Below are 14181 nucleotides of genomic sequence, written 5' to 3'. Positions count from 1 at the left end.
CAATAAAAAAAGCGCCCCTGCATGAAAATATTCATGCAGGGGCGCTATATGCGCGGTACCACCCAGCTTGGAGGATCGCCCTCCCGACTCGTCTGTGCCGAACGGGACACTTCCGTAAACTCCAAGTCTGTAATTCAGCCATTGCGTTTTGACCGGTTCGCACCACCCACCGGCTCTCTTGACAAAAATCGCATGCCCTACTTCGGACTTTTCAACGTTTGAAATATGAAATATATATGTAAGTCTACTTTATTTTTGACAGTTGTCAATATTTTTCGTCGTGAATAACGGGATATGCTATAATAAAGCATGATTTTAGGAGGCTGATGAAGTGCAAAAAAATCTTAAAACGCGACTGCGGGAAATCGATCAGTCGTTCAATAAATGGACGTCTGCGAAATGGGCGCAGCGTCTGAGCATCACTGGCAGTGTACTTTGGAATTTAGGTTTATTACTAGTTGTCATCTTGGTAGCTGGCGGCGTGTTCGGCATGTCGGTTGGTGCAGGGTACTTCGCATCGCTCGTCAATGACGAAGAGCTGCGGACGAAAGACGCCATGCTCAGCGAAATTTACAGCTACGAAGAAACTTCAGAACTATTCTTCGCTGATGGCGTATACCTCGGGAAGCTCCGGACCGATCTTGATCGCGAGGAGACGAAACTAGAGAACGTTTCAGAAAATGCGATCAACGCGGTTTTTGCGACGGAAGATGAATATTTCCTTGAGCATGAAGGAATCGTTCCAAAAGCGGTCCTTCGTGGATTACTGCAAGACGTTTCGAACTCCTCCACGCAAACTGGTGGATCGACATTGACGCAGCAATTGATCAAGAACCAAATCTTGACGAACGAAGTGTCCTACGAGCGGAAAGCGAAAGAGTTACTGCTCGCGATGCGCCTGGAACACTTTATGGAAAAAGAAGACATTCTTGAAGCGTATTTGAACATTATTCCTTACGGCCGGAATTCGTCAGGCAGCAACATCGCTGGTATCGAAACGGCAGCAAACGGAATTTTCAACGTTTCAGCAAGTGAATTGACGTTGCCGCAAGCTGCGTTCATCGCAGGTATTCCGCAAGCGCCGTTCCGCTACACCCCATTCACGAATGACGGCAGTTTGAAAGATGCGGAAGGCCTGGAGCCGGGTATTTCCCGGATGCACACCGTCCTGTACCGGATGAAAGAAACCGAGTACATTACGGAAGCGGAGTACGAAGAAGCGGTCGCTTATGATATCACACAAGATTTCCGCGGGAAGGTTCCACGTGCTTATGAAGAATTCCCATTTGTCACAGCTGAGCTGGAACGTCGTGCGACGCGCATCGTCATGGATGTGCTTGCCGAACAGAACGGCATCGATCCAGTAACATTGGAAGAAAACGATAAATTGTTCGAGGAATATGCGATTCTTGCGGACCGCGCAGTCCGTTCCAATGGTTACCGGATCCATTCATCGATCGATAAAGACCTTTACTTGGCACAGGATGCCGCGAAATCCTCTTTCGATAACTATGGGAGAACAGCGATCGACCGTGTGCTGAATGAAGATGGCGAAGAAGTCGATAAAGAGTTCCCTGTCCAGGTCGGATCAATGACCATCGAGAACAAAACGGGCCGGATCTTGAGCTTCATCGGTGGACGTGATTACGCCATCGAAAACATGAACCACGCGACGCAAGGATTCCGTTCCATCGGGTCAACCATCAAACCGCTTCTTGTCTATGGTCCAGCGATCGAATTCGGCCGAATCGGCGCCGGTTCTCCGGTCGTCGATGTCAAGTTCGAACTGCCTGTCGGTGGTACGATCTACAGCCCTGTGAACTACATCAACTCGAGTGAACAAGGCATCATGCCGGCACGCAAGGCATTAGCTGAATCACAAAACTTGCCTGCTGTCCGGTTACTTGCGGACATCCGCAATCAAATGCCGATCCAGTTCATGAAGAAAACCGGCTTTTCACGAATCGAAGAAGCGTATAACGATTACCCTTCTTCCGCACTAGGTGGTGGTGCAGAAGCTTCAGTTGAAGAACTGACACACGCTTACGCAATGATCGCCAATGGCGGGACTTCGATCGAATCGACGATGATTGATCGGATCGAAGACGCGGAAGGCAAAGTCGTCTACGAAAACCCGCAGACAAAAACAGAGGTGTTCTCACCTCAAACTGCATACATTCTGACTGATATGCTGCGTGATGTTTACAACACACCACGCGGAACTGCGAACCGCGCGAAGAATCTCCTGGCATTCGGCGGAGATTTTGCCGGGAAAACAGGGACGACCCAGGATTCTACCGACGTTTGGATTGTCGGCTATAACCCAAATATCACAATGGGTGTCTGGCTCGGCTATGATCGCGAGAAATTCAAGATGAGTATCGCGAGCAACCAGTACGGCCACCCATCAACCCGTGTCAACCAACTATGGGCACGTTTGATGAACACAACTCAGCAACACGATCCTGAATTGGTCAATGCAGGCTCCAGATTCCAAGCTCCAGATGGTGTCGTGACGCGTTCCTTCTGTGGAATTTCAGGACTTGCTCCAGGCGGCGCGTGTACGGGTGCAGGACTGGTTATGTCCGATCTGTTCAACGCTAATGCTATGGTTCCAACAAAAGCCGATGACAGTTTGACGAGCGGTTCTTACGTTACTGTCAATGGCGCACGTTACGCAGCGCTCGACAGCACACCTTCCGAATTCATCGTGAGCGGCGGTGCTGGTGTATCAAGCGCATTTGTCGAACGGATGCTCAGCCCTTATGGCGGAGACCCGTCCAAGCTCTTCCCTGCCAACTCCAGCTTCTCCCGCGTCGTGTCTTCAGCAGCGCTGAGCCATGACGGCGTGGCACCAGCAGGGGTACAGGCGTCATTAAATGGCAGAACACTGACCTGGAGCAACTCTGCTTCAAATGACGTTGTCGGCTACCGTGTGTACCGGACAGGCGGCGGCAATTCACTCGTCGCATCCATTTCGGAAGCACGGAGCAATTCCTTCAGAATTCCTAGTGCTGGAAGCTATTTCGTTGTTGCAGTCGACATTACTGGCCAGCAGTCCCCTCTTTCCAATACGGTGACAAGCGCATCAAGCGAACCGGCTTCTCCACCACCAGCTGAAAGTGGAGGAAGCGGAGGATCTGGCGGAAGCGACGGCGACTCAAATGATGAGCCTGTGGAAGATGAACCGGAAGGAGACACGCCAGCACCGGATGAGCCCGATGAACCGGAAGAAGGCGACGGCGACACACCACCGGAAGAAGATGAAGAATAATATGCACTAAAAAAAACGCACCGCTGACATTCAGCGGTGCGTTTTTTTAGTCTTCCATCGTCGATAAATCACCGGCTGGCAGATCCAGCTCCCATGCTTTCAACACGCGGCGCATGATCTTGCCGCTCCTCGTCTTCGGCAGTTTGTCCTTGAATTCGATCTCCCGCGGTGCCGCATGTGCCGCCAGTCCTTTCTTTACGAATTGGCGAATGTCTTCCGTCAATTCCTCCGAAGGTTCATATCCTTCATTCAGTGCGACGAAAGCCTTGATGATCTCACCTCGCACCGGGTCCGGTTTCCCGATGACTCCTGCTTCGGCAACTGCGGGATGCTCAAGTAATTTGCTCTCGACTTCGAATGGTCCCACGCGCTCACCCGACGTCATGATGACATCATCGACACGGCCTTGAAACCAGAAGTAGCCATCTTCATCCTTGTATGCCGAATCCCCTGAAACGTACCATTCATCCTTCAGGAAGTAAGAGTCGTATTTTTGCGGGTTGTTCCAGATTTGGCGCATCATCGCTGGCCAGCCTTTTTTGATCGCCAGATTCCCCATCTGGTTCGGCGGCAGTTCTTTGCCTTGATCATCGACGATCGTCGCATGGATGCCCGGCACCGGTTTGCCCATCGAGCCCGGCTTAATCGCGAGTGCAGGATAGTTACAGATGACCTGGGCACCCGTCTCCGTCATCCACCACGTATCATGGATGCGCTTGTCGAACACTTCCGCTCCCCACTTGACGACTTCAGGGTTCAGTGGCTCACCGACGGACAGCACGTGGCGCAAGCTCGATAAGTCGTGTGATTCGACGATTGCATCGCCCGCTCCCATCAGCATCCGGAAGGCGGTCGGCGCACTGTACCAGATTGTGACTTTGTATTCCTCAATCGCTTTGTACCAAGCATCCGGAGAGAATCGGCCACCGACGATCAATGTGGTCACACCGTTCAGCCATGGCGAGAAGACCCCGTAGGCTGTGCCGGTCACCCAACCTGGGTCGGCTGTACACCAATAAATATCATCCTCCGTAAAATCCATCACCCACTTGCCTGTCTGGTACTGCTGCACCATCGCGTATTGCGCATGCAAGACCCCTTTAGGACGGCCAGTCGAACCGGACGTATAATGCAGCACCAAACCATCTTCTTTATCGAGCCATTCGATCTCAAACGAGCCGGAAGCGGTGTCCAGCGCTTTCAAGACATCCACCGTATGCTCATTCTCTTGAATGTCTTCCCCGATCAAATAGATCGTCTTCAGCTTCGGCAGCCGGTCGAACGGCACGCGCCCGACCAAATCCGGTGTGGTGATGATCGCTTTAGCATCACTGTCGTCGAGACGGTCATATACCGCCCCTTCCATGAATGCCTCGAACAACGGACCGACAATCAGCCCTTTCTTCAAAGCGCCGAACATCATGAAATACAATTCCGGTGAACGCGGCATGAAAATGAAGATCCGGTCACCCTTCTCGAAATCCGTGTGAGCATCCAGCACATTCGCTGCCTTATTCGTCATTTCCTTCATATCCTGGAATGTATACTCTTCTTGCCGTTTATCGTCTTTATAATAAAGAGCTACTTTATTTTTGCGGTTGGACTCGGCGTGGCGGTCGATCGCCTCGTAAGCCATATTGACTTTGCCGGTCTCATACCAGCTGAACGCCTTCTCTACTTCAGACCAGTCAAAGTTCGAAGCAAGTTCCTCATAGTTATGTAATTGATGATCCCCTTCGCTCGGTTGCAATGTTGTTGAACTCATCCAATCACCCTTTCTGATTTCTCTATTTATATATTACAATATTTTGTCTGGAAAACGCGAATTATTTCAACTTTTTAGAATATAATTATTTCTTCCTACTTTCCACTTAAAACTTTCGGGATGAATTGTGTATAATAGAGGTAATTGTGATGAAGAGGCGGTGTATTAATGGAGCATGTAAAAGAATATTTATCGCTGGACCTCGAAACGAAAAGTGGCCCCCTCGTCCTCGAAGGGCCCCTTTCTCCGGAAACACTTACGGCGATGGACTTTCACGAAGACTTGATCGCATTCAGACCTGCACCTCAGCAACACAAAGCGATTGCTGAAATCGCCGGCTTGCCGGATGGCCGCATTTATGTAGCACGCAGAGACCAGTTGATCGTCGGCTATGTGACGTTTCTCTACCCTGATCCGCTCGAACGCTGGTCTGAAGGGAAAATGGACAACTTGATCGAACTCGGCGCCATCGAAGTCATTCCGGAATATCGTGGGAGCGGCGTCGGGAAATCATTATTGAAATTATCGATGAGCGCAGATGAATACAACGATTTCATCGTGATCACGACCGAATATTATTGGCACTGGGATTTGAAAGGCACCGGTTTGAACGTCTGGGAATACCGGAAGATCATGGAGAAGATGATGCAAAACGGCGGCCTCGAATATTTCGCGACGGACGACCCTGAAATCAGCTCGCATCCGGCAAACTGCCTGATGGCACGGATCGGCTCACGCGTCGACGCAGAATCCATCCAGAAATTTGACCAATTGCGCTTTATGAACCGTTATATGTATTGAATCCACTGAAGGGGTGAGTATTTTGCTGCTTGAAGAAATCATGAAAACAGAAGTCCATACCGTCAACCGCAAACAGACTGCAAAAGACGTGCTCGACTTGTTCGAAGCGAAAAAGATTCGTCATGCACCGGTCGTCGAAGGGGAAAAAGTCATCGGCGTCATTACCGACCGCGACTTGAAAGAAGCATTACCTTCCCGCTTTACATCAGCCGATTCCTCCGATGCGTATTCGACACCGGTAGAAGAAATCATGACGAAAAATCCTGTGACTGCCCATCCGATGGAGTTCGTTGAAGAAATTGCAGCCATCTTCCATGACCAGCAAATCGGTTGCATGCCGATCGTCAGCAACGACAAGCTGGTCGGCTTCCTGACCGAAACAGATCTTCTATACGCGTATATCGAACTGACGGGCGCACATCAGCCAGGCTCTCAGATCGAGCTGCGCGTTCCGAACCGCGCCGGTGAACTGTATGAAGTGACGAAAGTGTTCCACCAACATAAGGTGAACGTATTGAGCGTTCTCGTTTACCCCGACAAAGAGGACAATCGGAACAAGATTTTGACATTCCGCGTCCAAACCATGAATCCATTCACCATCACTGAACAGTTGCGAGAAGAGGGGTATGACGTGCTTTGGCCGCAAAACCCTCACATGCGTCCATGAAGCATGCGGTGTTTGTCTTCTCAGATGACCAATTGGGGTATCGGTTCTCTGAGACGCATCCATTCAATCAAAAAAGATTGCTGCTGACAATCGACTTGTTGCGTGAAATGAACGCACTCGATGCTGCTTCGGTCGTGCCTGCACGGATCGCAACGGATGAAGAGCTGATGCTCGCACACGATCCACGCTACATCGAAGCCGTCAAAAAAGCGAGCCGTGGTGAATTGTCTCCGGAAGCTGGCGAAGGGTTCGGCATCGGTACGGAAGATACACCGATTTTCGAAAACATGCACGAAGCGAGCGCGCGGCTTGTCGGTGGGACTTTGACTGCCGCTGATTACGTGATGGAAGGAAAAGCTCAGCATGCACTGAACCTTGGCGGCGGCCTTCATCACGGATTCCGCGGGAAAGCTTCGGGATTCTGCATTTACAACGACAGTTCCGTCGCGATCAACTACATCAAACAGAAATACGGCGCGCGCGTGTTGTACATCGATACAGATGCCCATCACGGAGACGGCGTGCAGTGGTGCTTCTACGACGATCCGGACGTCTGTACGGTCTCCATCCATGAAACCGGCCGTTACCTCTTCCCAGGCACCGGGAACATCAACGAGCGTGGCAATGGGCAAGGCTACGGCACTTCCTTCAACTTCCCGATCGATGCGTTCACGGAAGATGAATCGTTCTTGGATATTTATCGCACCTCCATGCGCGAAATTGTCGAATTTTTCAAACCCGATGTAATACTCAGTCAGAACGGCGCGGATGCTCATTATCTCGATCCGCTGACGCACTTGTCTTCGACGATGAAGATTTACCGGGAGATCCCGAAAATCGCCCATGAACTTGCCCATGAGTTTTGTGACGGAAAGTGGATTGCCGTCGGCGGCGGTGGCTACGATATTTGGCGTGTCGTTCCGCGTGCCTGGTCCTTGATCTGGATGGAGATGAACAATGTCCCTCTTCCGGAAGGCCCTCTTCCACAAAACTGGCTCGACAAATGGCAGCCCGAGTCCCCTGTCGAATTGATCGGCACTTGGGATGATCCGGACGGGCTGTACAAACCGATTCCACGTAAAGCTGAAATCACCGATAAGAATGCACAAATGATGGAGAAAGCACTTTATATCATTCGAAACAAATAACAAAAGAGCTGTTCCGGGAGTCGTTTTGACGACATTCCGGAGCAACTCTTTTTTGCTCAATATATTATTGCTTGGTCGTTTGCCGTTCTTCGATCCGATATGGCAAGATCACTTGCTTCTCTTCGATTTCTTCATTGTTCATGTACTTCGTCAAAAGACGCATCGAAACAGCACCGATATCATAAAGCGGCAATGCGACTGACGTCAGCATCGGACGTGCCATCCGCGCAAGTTTGGAGTTCTCATAACTGATGATCTCCACTTGTGCCGGAACCGACTGTCCGTCCTCTTCGACTGTATGAATGACGCCGATCGACATTTCATCGTTGTTGACGAAGTAAGCTGTCGGAATCAGGTCCATCTTGTGCAGGGAACGCACTGCTTCGACCGCATCATCGTACGAGTTGTCTGTTTCAATGACGTAGCGCGGATCGAATTCGATGCCTGCATCAAGCAAAGCTTGCTGATATGCTTTCAGCTTATGTGTTTTATTGACCTTTGATTTTAGCGGGCCTGAGAAATAAGCGATTTTCTTATGACCATTTGCTGTTAGTTTCTTAACCGCTTCATAAGCTGCGCCGTAATAGTCGATATTAACAGATGCAAGCTCTCCACTCTCCTCAAGAGATCCCGCCAGAACGATCGGCGTCCGTGAGCGTTTCATCTCCGTCAGCAACTCATCAGACAGCATGTCACTCATGAAGACAATTCCGTCCACTTGCTTGCCGAGCATTGTCTCGAGCAGCTGCAATTCCTTGTTCTCGTTCTGATCCGAGTTGGACAAAATGATGTTGTAGCGGTACATCGTCGCGATGTCCTCGATTCCACGTGCAAGCTCCGCAAACATGCTATTTGAGATATCGGGAATGATGACGCCGACCGTTGTCGTTTTCTTGCTCGCCAATCCTCGTGCCACTGCGTTCGGACGGTAACCTAAATCTTCAATCACTTTCAATACTTTCTTCCTCGTTGCTGGCTTGACGTTCTGGTTGCCGTTTACAACCCTTGACACCGTTGCCATCGATACGTTCGCTTCCCGTGCAACATCATAAATTGTTACGGTCATGATGCGCCTCCTTTCCACTTCTCCCTTAATCATACGATAGTTGGACGCGTTCAATCAATAATTAAAAAAAACCGGAAAGAATCCGGTTTTTCAATGAATTATGATTTTAGTTCGTATTGTTTCATGAATGTCATCAACGCATCGTAGTATGCATCGAATTGTGGAAGGTCCATCTGCTGCTGTGCATCAGACAACGCAACCGCCGGATCCGGGTGCACTTCTGCCATGACGCCATCAGCTCCGATTGCAATCGCCGCTTTCGCTGCTGGCAACAAGAGGTCACGACGACCAGTCGAGTGCGTCACATCGACGAATACTGGAAGATGTGTCTCTTGTTTAAGGATTGGCACTGCTGAAATGTCCAATGTGTTGCGCGTCGCTTTTTCGTATGTGCGAATTCCGCGTTCACAAAGGATGATCTGATCGTTCCCTGAAGCGATGATGTACTCAGCTGCGTTGACGAATTCGTCGATCGTCGCTGACATTCCGCGTTTCAGGAGGACCGGTTTTCCGATATCCCCGACTGCTTTAAGCAATTCGAAGTTCTGCATGTTACGCGCACCGATCTGTACGACATCCACGTAGTCCAAAGCTTCTTCCAAATGTGATGGCGTAACGATTTCCGATACGACTGCAAGGTTGTGGGCTGCTGCTGCACTCTTCAACATTTTCAGGCCTTCAAGTCCAAGTCCTTGGAAATCGTAAGGCGATGTACGTGGCTTGTAAGCTCCTCCACGGATCAAGTTCAGACCTTTTCCGCCGATCGCTGCTGCGACTTGTGATACTTGATCCTGTGATTCTACAGCACATGGACCGAAGATGAATGATGGCGTGCCATCACCGATCCGCTCGCCGTTGATCGTGATGATCGTATCTTCCGATTTCCGTTTACGGGAAACAAGAAGTGCTTTGCGTTGATCCTCTTCTTGCATATCAAGTGCCGATTTAAAGATCTCTTTGAAAATATGGTCGACTGTCTTCTGATCAAGTGGACCTATATTGTTCTCTTTCAGTAAATCCAGCATGTGACGTTCACGCAATGGGTCGAAGCGATTTACCCCCTGCTTTTCCTTGATCTTACCGATCTCCTGGATGACTTTCGCGCGTTCGTTGATAAGACCGAGAATCTGAAGATTAACTGCGTCGACTTGCTCTCTAAGTTGCTCTAAATCTAGTGGGCTCATAAAATTGCTTCTCCTTTCACTATCACATGTATTTGAATCATCTTAACGTATAAGACCTATTATATGCAATGGATTTCCGAAAGTCACGAAGAAAGTTTTAGTGCTTCAACGCGCGAAAGTATTTTATTAGGTAGAAAGTTGTGATTATTGATTAAAAATCGGTAATAAGGGATTGGGGGTAGTAGTCGGAATTTAAGAAGAATTACTAAGTTTGTTTCCGGTTGACCTGTTAGATTGAAAAAAGGATATTAATATATGGAGTTCGACTGACTTGCATTCCAGAGATCGCGAGTTGGAGGCGCTGACCCGAGCCTCCTCGGCCGCTTTGCAACCTGCGGGGTCTCGGATTAGCTTGACTCCTCCGGCACGCTCACTCTTCCATTCCAGCTTAGCTCGTTCGATAACGGGAGTTTCATAAAATTTTATGGAGTGGGATGATCCCTGCATACCGTGCCTTCTTCTAGTCCTATCAGAAGGTGACAAGTATTAGCGGGCAAGTTCAAGAAGTTTATCATACTTCAAGTTGGCAAAGTTGTATCGCGTGATCATATAGTCAACCCCAATCAATTTTCAGCTGCAATACGATGCTGGATAAGAAGGGATCAATAATGCTACGCTCCCGATAACTTTTACACACAAAATCATCTGAAAGTGGCGGCCTACGAAGTCAGCCGCCCAAATATTCAACTCAATACCAACATTAGAATAAAATGAAAACTCCACCTCACTCCCACTTCTCCCACAACACCCAGCGGAGAAGGTGGTTTGGACTGGGCGGAGGAAGGAGACAAGCGTTCTTCAGCTTGGCTTCTTCCGGGAGCCCTGTCCGAAGCGACGAAGCGGATCCCATGCGACACTCGCTCTTTCTTTTACACTCACTAGATTAGAACCCGGGCGGCCTACGGAGTCAGCCGCCCAAACATTCAACTCAATACCAACATTAGAATAAAATGAAAGCTCCACCTCACTCCCACTTCTCCCACAACACCTAGCGGAGGAGGTGGTTTGGACTGGGCTTCTTCCGGGAGCCCTGTCCGAAGCGACGAAGCGGATTCCCATGCGACACCCAAATCACTCCTCCACTCACCAAATCAGAACCCCGGTGGCCTGCGCAGTCAGCCGCAAAACAAAAAGAAAACCGAAGCAGCAACTCGCCGCTCCGATTTCCTTTTTGCTCGGCTCATGCAATAAATGCCTGCATCGCCTTGCTCTTGATATTGTCATGAGATTCATGCCAATCCACCTGCATACTCGCAAAGTGGAACAGCTGGGGTGACTCATGCTTCACTTCGGTAATACGCTCGATTTCATTCGATAGTTGTCGATCTTCCTGTACCACCAAAAATAAGAATTTCTGATTCGGATGCAGTGAAGCATACTCGTTGAATTCATTCCATGCCGCGGCAGATACCGGGCATGTGCTGCTATGTTTGAACAGCCAGAAGTGCTGTGTATCGGCTGTGGCCTGTTTCAGCTCTTCCAGGCTCTGTACGCGAATCAAGTTGTCCATTCCATTCGCTCCCAGCTATTAAACGTTTTTGTTGTTTTTCATTTCTTCTTTATTTTCTTCCTTCACTTCTTCGACTGCTTCTTTCAAGGCGTTCGCAGTGGAAGTGAATGCATCTTGTCCAGTAGACTCAGCTTTTTCGATCGTGTTTTGGACTGTGTCCAGCATTTCGATCGATTCCTCTCCTTCGGAAGATGCTGTGCCATCGTCCATCGGTGAAGAACCACCTTTCATGTTTTTCACTTTGTCGACTACTTTCGTCGATTGCTCCATCACCTGCTGCTTCAAGCCGCCGGATTTCTCTTTTGCGATGTCCGTATATTCGCTTGATTTCTCTTTCAGCATCGTTGCTTGCGTATTCAAGTCCGTGCGCAGTTCCTTGCCTGATTTTGGAGCTAGGAACAATGCCGCTGCTGCCCCGAGGATTCCCCCGATCAGCGCACCGATGATGAAGTCTTTTGATGCTGACTCTTCTTCGAAATCATAAAGGTCATCGTAGCGGTTGTACATGCCGTAGGATTGTGGCGTGTAGTCGCTGTGCTGGTAGTTTGCACCGCTCTGAGAGTAGTAGTCTTTATTGTACGTGTTTTCGTTGTAGTTCGGTTTGTCGTAGTTTCCCATTGTGAATCCCTCCAGAGTGTTTTTGAATATCGGTTTTTTTATTGGTTATGCGGTAGGCGCTTTTGGCCCGGTACTGGCTCATATGGTGCTTGAGCACGTGCTTCGTATACTTTACGCTCTTTCCACTTGTCGCGGATGCCAAGAACGACGTTGCTCCATTGAACAACCTGTGCAATCTTATCTTCGTTCTGTTCGACCGAAGTCGACACGGAAGAAGTGACGCGGCGTACTGATGAGTTCAAGTCCGTCACCGAGTTGCCGATTCCTTTCACAGCGTCTACAAGACCGTTCAGTTTCTGTGATTTGTCTTGCACGTCTTCTGCTAGGGAATTCGTCTTATGCAGGAGGTTCGTCGTTTCAAGCGTAATGCCTTGCAATTGGTTCTCCAAGCCTGCCACCGTTCCTGAAACCTCTTTTAGAATGTTCTTCAATGAGTTCAAGGTCATTGCCAATGCAATACATAGGACAAGGAACCCGATCGCAGCCACAATTGCAGCTATGTAGAGCAGTATCGACCAATCCATATTAATTCCTCCTTTGAAAAGTGAATAAATTGTTCTACTCTCTTTTACCCCTCCTTCTCGAACAGTAAACTTTGCCGGTTCAAGTTCTTATTCGACATGTCTTCTAGAAATCCTTTAACTTTCTCTCCTTTTCGAGATAGACGGAACATTCTATAATCCGCGGGGAATACGCAAAAAAGCAGTTGCCAAAAGGAGTATTCTTCCTTTGGCAACTGCCTTTCACATGTTACACTGTTTCCTGCATTTTTAGCAGGCGTTCAAATTCTTCGTGGAATTTCGTCACATCTCCTGCACCCATGAATAGGAAGACTGCATCTTCGTGATCCATGAGTGGAGACAGGTCTCCCACTTCAATCAATTTAACACCGTCGATTTTGTCGGCTAGGTCCTGGATTGTCAGCTCGCCTTTTTGCTCGCGTGCCGATCCGAAAATATCGCATAGATAAACCTTGTCGGCTCCGTCAAGGCTGTCCGCGAACTCCTGGAGGAATGTTTCCGTCCGCGAGAATGTATGCGGCTGGAAAACCGCAATCACTTCACGATCCGGGAACTTCTGGCGGGCAGACTGAAGAGTCGCACTGATTTCGGTAGGATGGTGTGCATAATCGTCGATTAATACACGGCTTCCGACGATCGTTTCCGTAAAGCGGCGTTTAACGCCTTCGTAGCTGTCGAATTGGCGCTGGATGATGTCTGCCGAGATGTTCTCGTAATGGCACAATGAAATGACACCGAGTGCATTCAAAATCGCATGGTCCCCGTACATCGGCAGAGTAAATGTATGGAAGAACTCATTACGCACGACCACGTCGAACGTCGTGCCTTCTGGAGTCTTGACGATATTGCGCGCCTGGAAATCATTCTCCGGACCGAAGCCGTAATAGACGACCGGCACCGGTGCTTGGATGCGTTGCAAATAAGCATCATCACCGCAAGCAATGATGCATTTTTTCACTTGCTGTGCCATTTCCTCGAATGCCTGGAAGACATCGTCGATTCCGCCGAAATAATCGGGATGATCGAAATCGATATTCGTCATGATGGCATAGTCGGGATGATATGCAAGGAAATGACGGCGGTACTCACACGCTTCCAATACGAAGAAGTGCGAGGATTCCTGACCGTATCCAGTGCCGTCACCGATCAAGTAAGAAACCGGTTTGAAGCCTGCCAAGACGTGCGCCATCAATCCTGTCGTCGACGTTTTCCCGTGGGCGCCTGTAATAGCGACCGAGACAAATTGCTTCAGTAAATCGCCAAGGAATGTGTGATAACGGATGATTGTAGCACCAAGTTCTTTCGCGCGCAACAATTCCGGATGGTCGTCCGGGAATGCATTGCCTGCAATAATGGTCATATTTTCTTTGATATTTTCCGGATCGAACGGCAAGATTTCGATTCCGCGTTCTCTTAAACGATCTTCAGTGAAAAAGTGCTGGTCGATGTCAGATCCCTGCACGTACTTTCCCATATCATGCATAATTTGAGCAAGCGGACTCATCCCGGAGCCTTTGATGCCGGTAAAATGCATTGTATTCATAAACGTACCCCCTGTGGAAGTTGGATAACCAGCTTCTATGTATGCTGCTTTATCCAAGCTGCTACCTTCTAATTGTTAATCAGT

At 49.2% G+C, this 14181-nt stretch carries 11 protein-coding genes and 1 other annotated feature; of the genes, 4 read left to right on the top strand and 7 right to left on the bottom strand.

Going from position 1 to position 14181, the window contains the following annotated elements:
- Window positions 1–34 precede the first annotated feature (34 nt).
- Window positions 35–224 (bottom strand) — a binding site (T-box leader).
- Window positions 225–331: 107 nt separating this feature from the next.
- Window positions 332–3274, top strand: coding sequence for a transglycosylase domain-containing protein (locus GIW82_RS00670; protein ID WP_370455944.1), 2943 nt, complete (start codon window positions 332–334; stop codon window positions 3272–3274).
- A 46-nt stretch (window positions 3275–3320) separates the two neighbouring features.
- Here the strand turns inward: GIW82_RS00670 and acsA are convergent, their stop codons facing one another.
- Entirely contained in the window at window positions 3321–5039 is a 1719-nt protein-coding gene (acsA, locus tag GIW82_RS00665; protein ID WP_154748013.1) for an acetate--CoA ligase, read from the bottom strand.
- A 168-nt stretch (window positions 5040–5207) separates the two neighbouring features.
- Here acsA and GIW82_RS00660 point away from each other — a divergent pair, with 168 nt between their 5' ends.
- Genes GIW82_RS00660 through GIW82_RS00650 form a run of 3 tightly spaced genes read left to right on the top strand, consistent with a single transcriptional unit; the run spans window position 5208 to window position 7655 of the window.
- A complete protein-coding gene (locus tag GIW82_RS00660) occupies window positions 5208–5840 on the top strand; it encodes a GNAT family N-acetyltransferase (RefSeq protein ID WP_154748012.1) in 633 nt (210 codons plus the stop codon).
- A 22-nt stretch (window positions 5841–5862) separates the two neighbouring features.
- Entirely contained in the window at window positions 5863–6507 is a 645-nt protein-coding gene (locus GIW82_RS00655; RefSeq protein WP_154748011.1) for an acetoin utilization AcuB family protein, read from the top strand.
- Window positions 6504–7655 carry an acetoin utilization protein AcuC gene (locus GIW82_RS00650; protein ID WP_154749535.1) on the top strand — a complete coding sequence of 384 codons (1152 nt, stop codon included), beginning with the start codon at window positions 6504–6506 and terminating at the stop codon, window positions 7653–7655. The genes GIW82_RS00655 and GIW82_RS00650 overlap by 4 nt, the downstream gene beginning before the upstream one ends.
- Before the next feature lie 64 nt (window positions 7656–7719).
- On the opposite strand, the gene ccpA is transcribed toward GIW82_RS00650, so the two are convergent.
- The 6 genes from ccpA to murC form a co-directional block, all read right to left on the bottom strand.
- Window positions 7720–8721: a catabolite control protein A gene (ccpA, locus tag GIW82_RS00645; RefSeq protein WP_154748010.1), complete on the bottom strand. Its 1002-nt coding sequence runs from the start codon at window positions 8719–8721 to the stop codon at window positions 7720–7722.
- A 98-nt stretch (window positions 8722–8819) separates the two neighbouring features.
- Complete coding sequence (locus GIW82_RS00640; RefSeq protein ID WP_154748009.1) at window positions 8820–9905, bottom strand: bifunctional 3-deoxy-7-phosphoheptulonate synthase/chorismate mutase; 1086 nt, start codon at window positions 9903–9905, stop codon at window positions 8820–8822.
- 1180 nt (window positions 9906–11085) lie between these two features.
- On the bottom strand, window positions 11086–11415 hold the full coding sequence (gene ytxJ, locus GIW82_RS00635; protein WP_154748008.1) for a bacillithiol system redox-active protein YtxJ: 330 nt from the start codon (window positions 11413–11415) through the stop codon (window positions 11086–11088).
- A gap of 18 nt (window positions 11416–11433) precedes the next feature.
- Complete coding sequence (locus GIW82_RS00630) at window positions 11434–12033, bottom strand: YtxH domain-containing protein (RefSeq protein ID WP_154748007.1); 600 nt, start codon at window positions 12031–12033, stop codon at window positions 11434–11436.
- A 38-nt stretch (window positions 12034–12071) separates the two neighbouring features.
- Window positions 12072–12557, bottom strand: coding sequence for a DUF948 domain-containing protein (locus GIW82_RS00625; protein ID WP_154748006.1), 486 nt, complete (start codon window positions 12555–12557; stop codon window positions 12072–12074).
- 226 nt (window positions 12558–12783) lie between these two features.
- Window positions 12784–14097, bottom strand: a complete 1314-nt coding sequence (murC, locus tag GIW82_RS00620; RefSeq protein WP_154748005.1) for a UDP-N-acetylmuramate--L-alanine ligase — start codon at window positions 14095–14097, stop codon at window positions 12784–12786.
- Window positions 14098–14181: the final 84 nt, after the last annotated feature.

Source organism: Planomicrobium sp. YIM 101495 (genome assembly GCF_009707665.1).
Classification (GTDB): domain Bacteria; phylum Bacillota; class Bacilli; order Bacillales_A; family Planococcaceae; genus Planococcus.
The sequence above is the reverse complement of the archived record's forward strand: the minus strand, read 5'-3'. Positions and strand labels throughout refer to the sequence as shown.

Excerpts from the sequence above, each read along its gene's own strand:
- murC (WP_154748005.1), bottom strand. The coding sequence starts at position 14,097 with ATGAATACAATGCATTTTACCGGCATCAAAGGCTCCGGGATGAGTCCG.
- ccpA (WP_154748010.1), bottom strand. The coding sequence starts at position 8,721 with ATGACCGTAACAATTTATGATGTTGCACGGGAAGCGAACGTATCGATG.
- acsA (WP_154748013.1), bottom strand. The coding sequence starts at position 5,039 with ATGAGTTCAACAACATTGCAACCGAGCGAAGGGGATCATCAATTACAT.
- GIW82_RS00640 (WP_154748009.1), bottom strand. The coding sequence starts at position 9,905 with ATGAGCCCACTAGATTTAGAGCAACTTAGAGAGCAAGTCGACGCAGTT.
- GIW82_RS00625 (WP_154748006.1), bottom strand. The coding sequence starts at position 12,557 with ATGGATTGGTCGATACTGCTCTACATAGCTGCAATTGTGGCTGCGATC.
- GIW82_RS00650 (WP_154749535.1), top strand. The coding sequence starts at position 6,504 with ATGAAGCATGCGGTGTTTGTCTTCTCAGATGACCAATTGGGGTATCGG.
- GIW82_RS00660 (WP_154748012.1), top strand. The coding sequence starts at position 5,208 with ATGGAGCATGTAAAAGAATATTTATCGCTGGACCTCGAAACGAAAAGT.
- GIW82_RS00630 (WP_154748007.1), bottom strand. The coding sequence starts at position 12,033 with ATGGGAAACTACGACAAACCGAACTACAACGAAAACACGTACAATAAA.
- ytxJ (WP_154748008.1), bottom strand. The coding sequence starts at position 11,415 with ATGGACAACTTGATTCGCGTACAGAGCCTGGAAGAGCTGAAACAGGCC.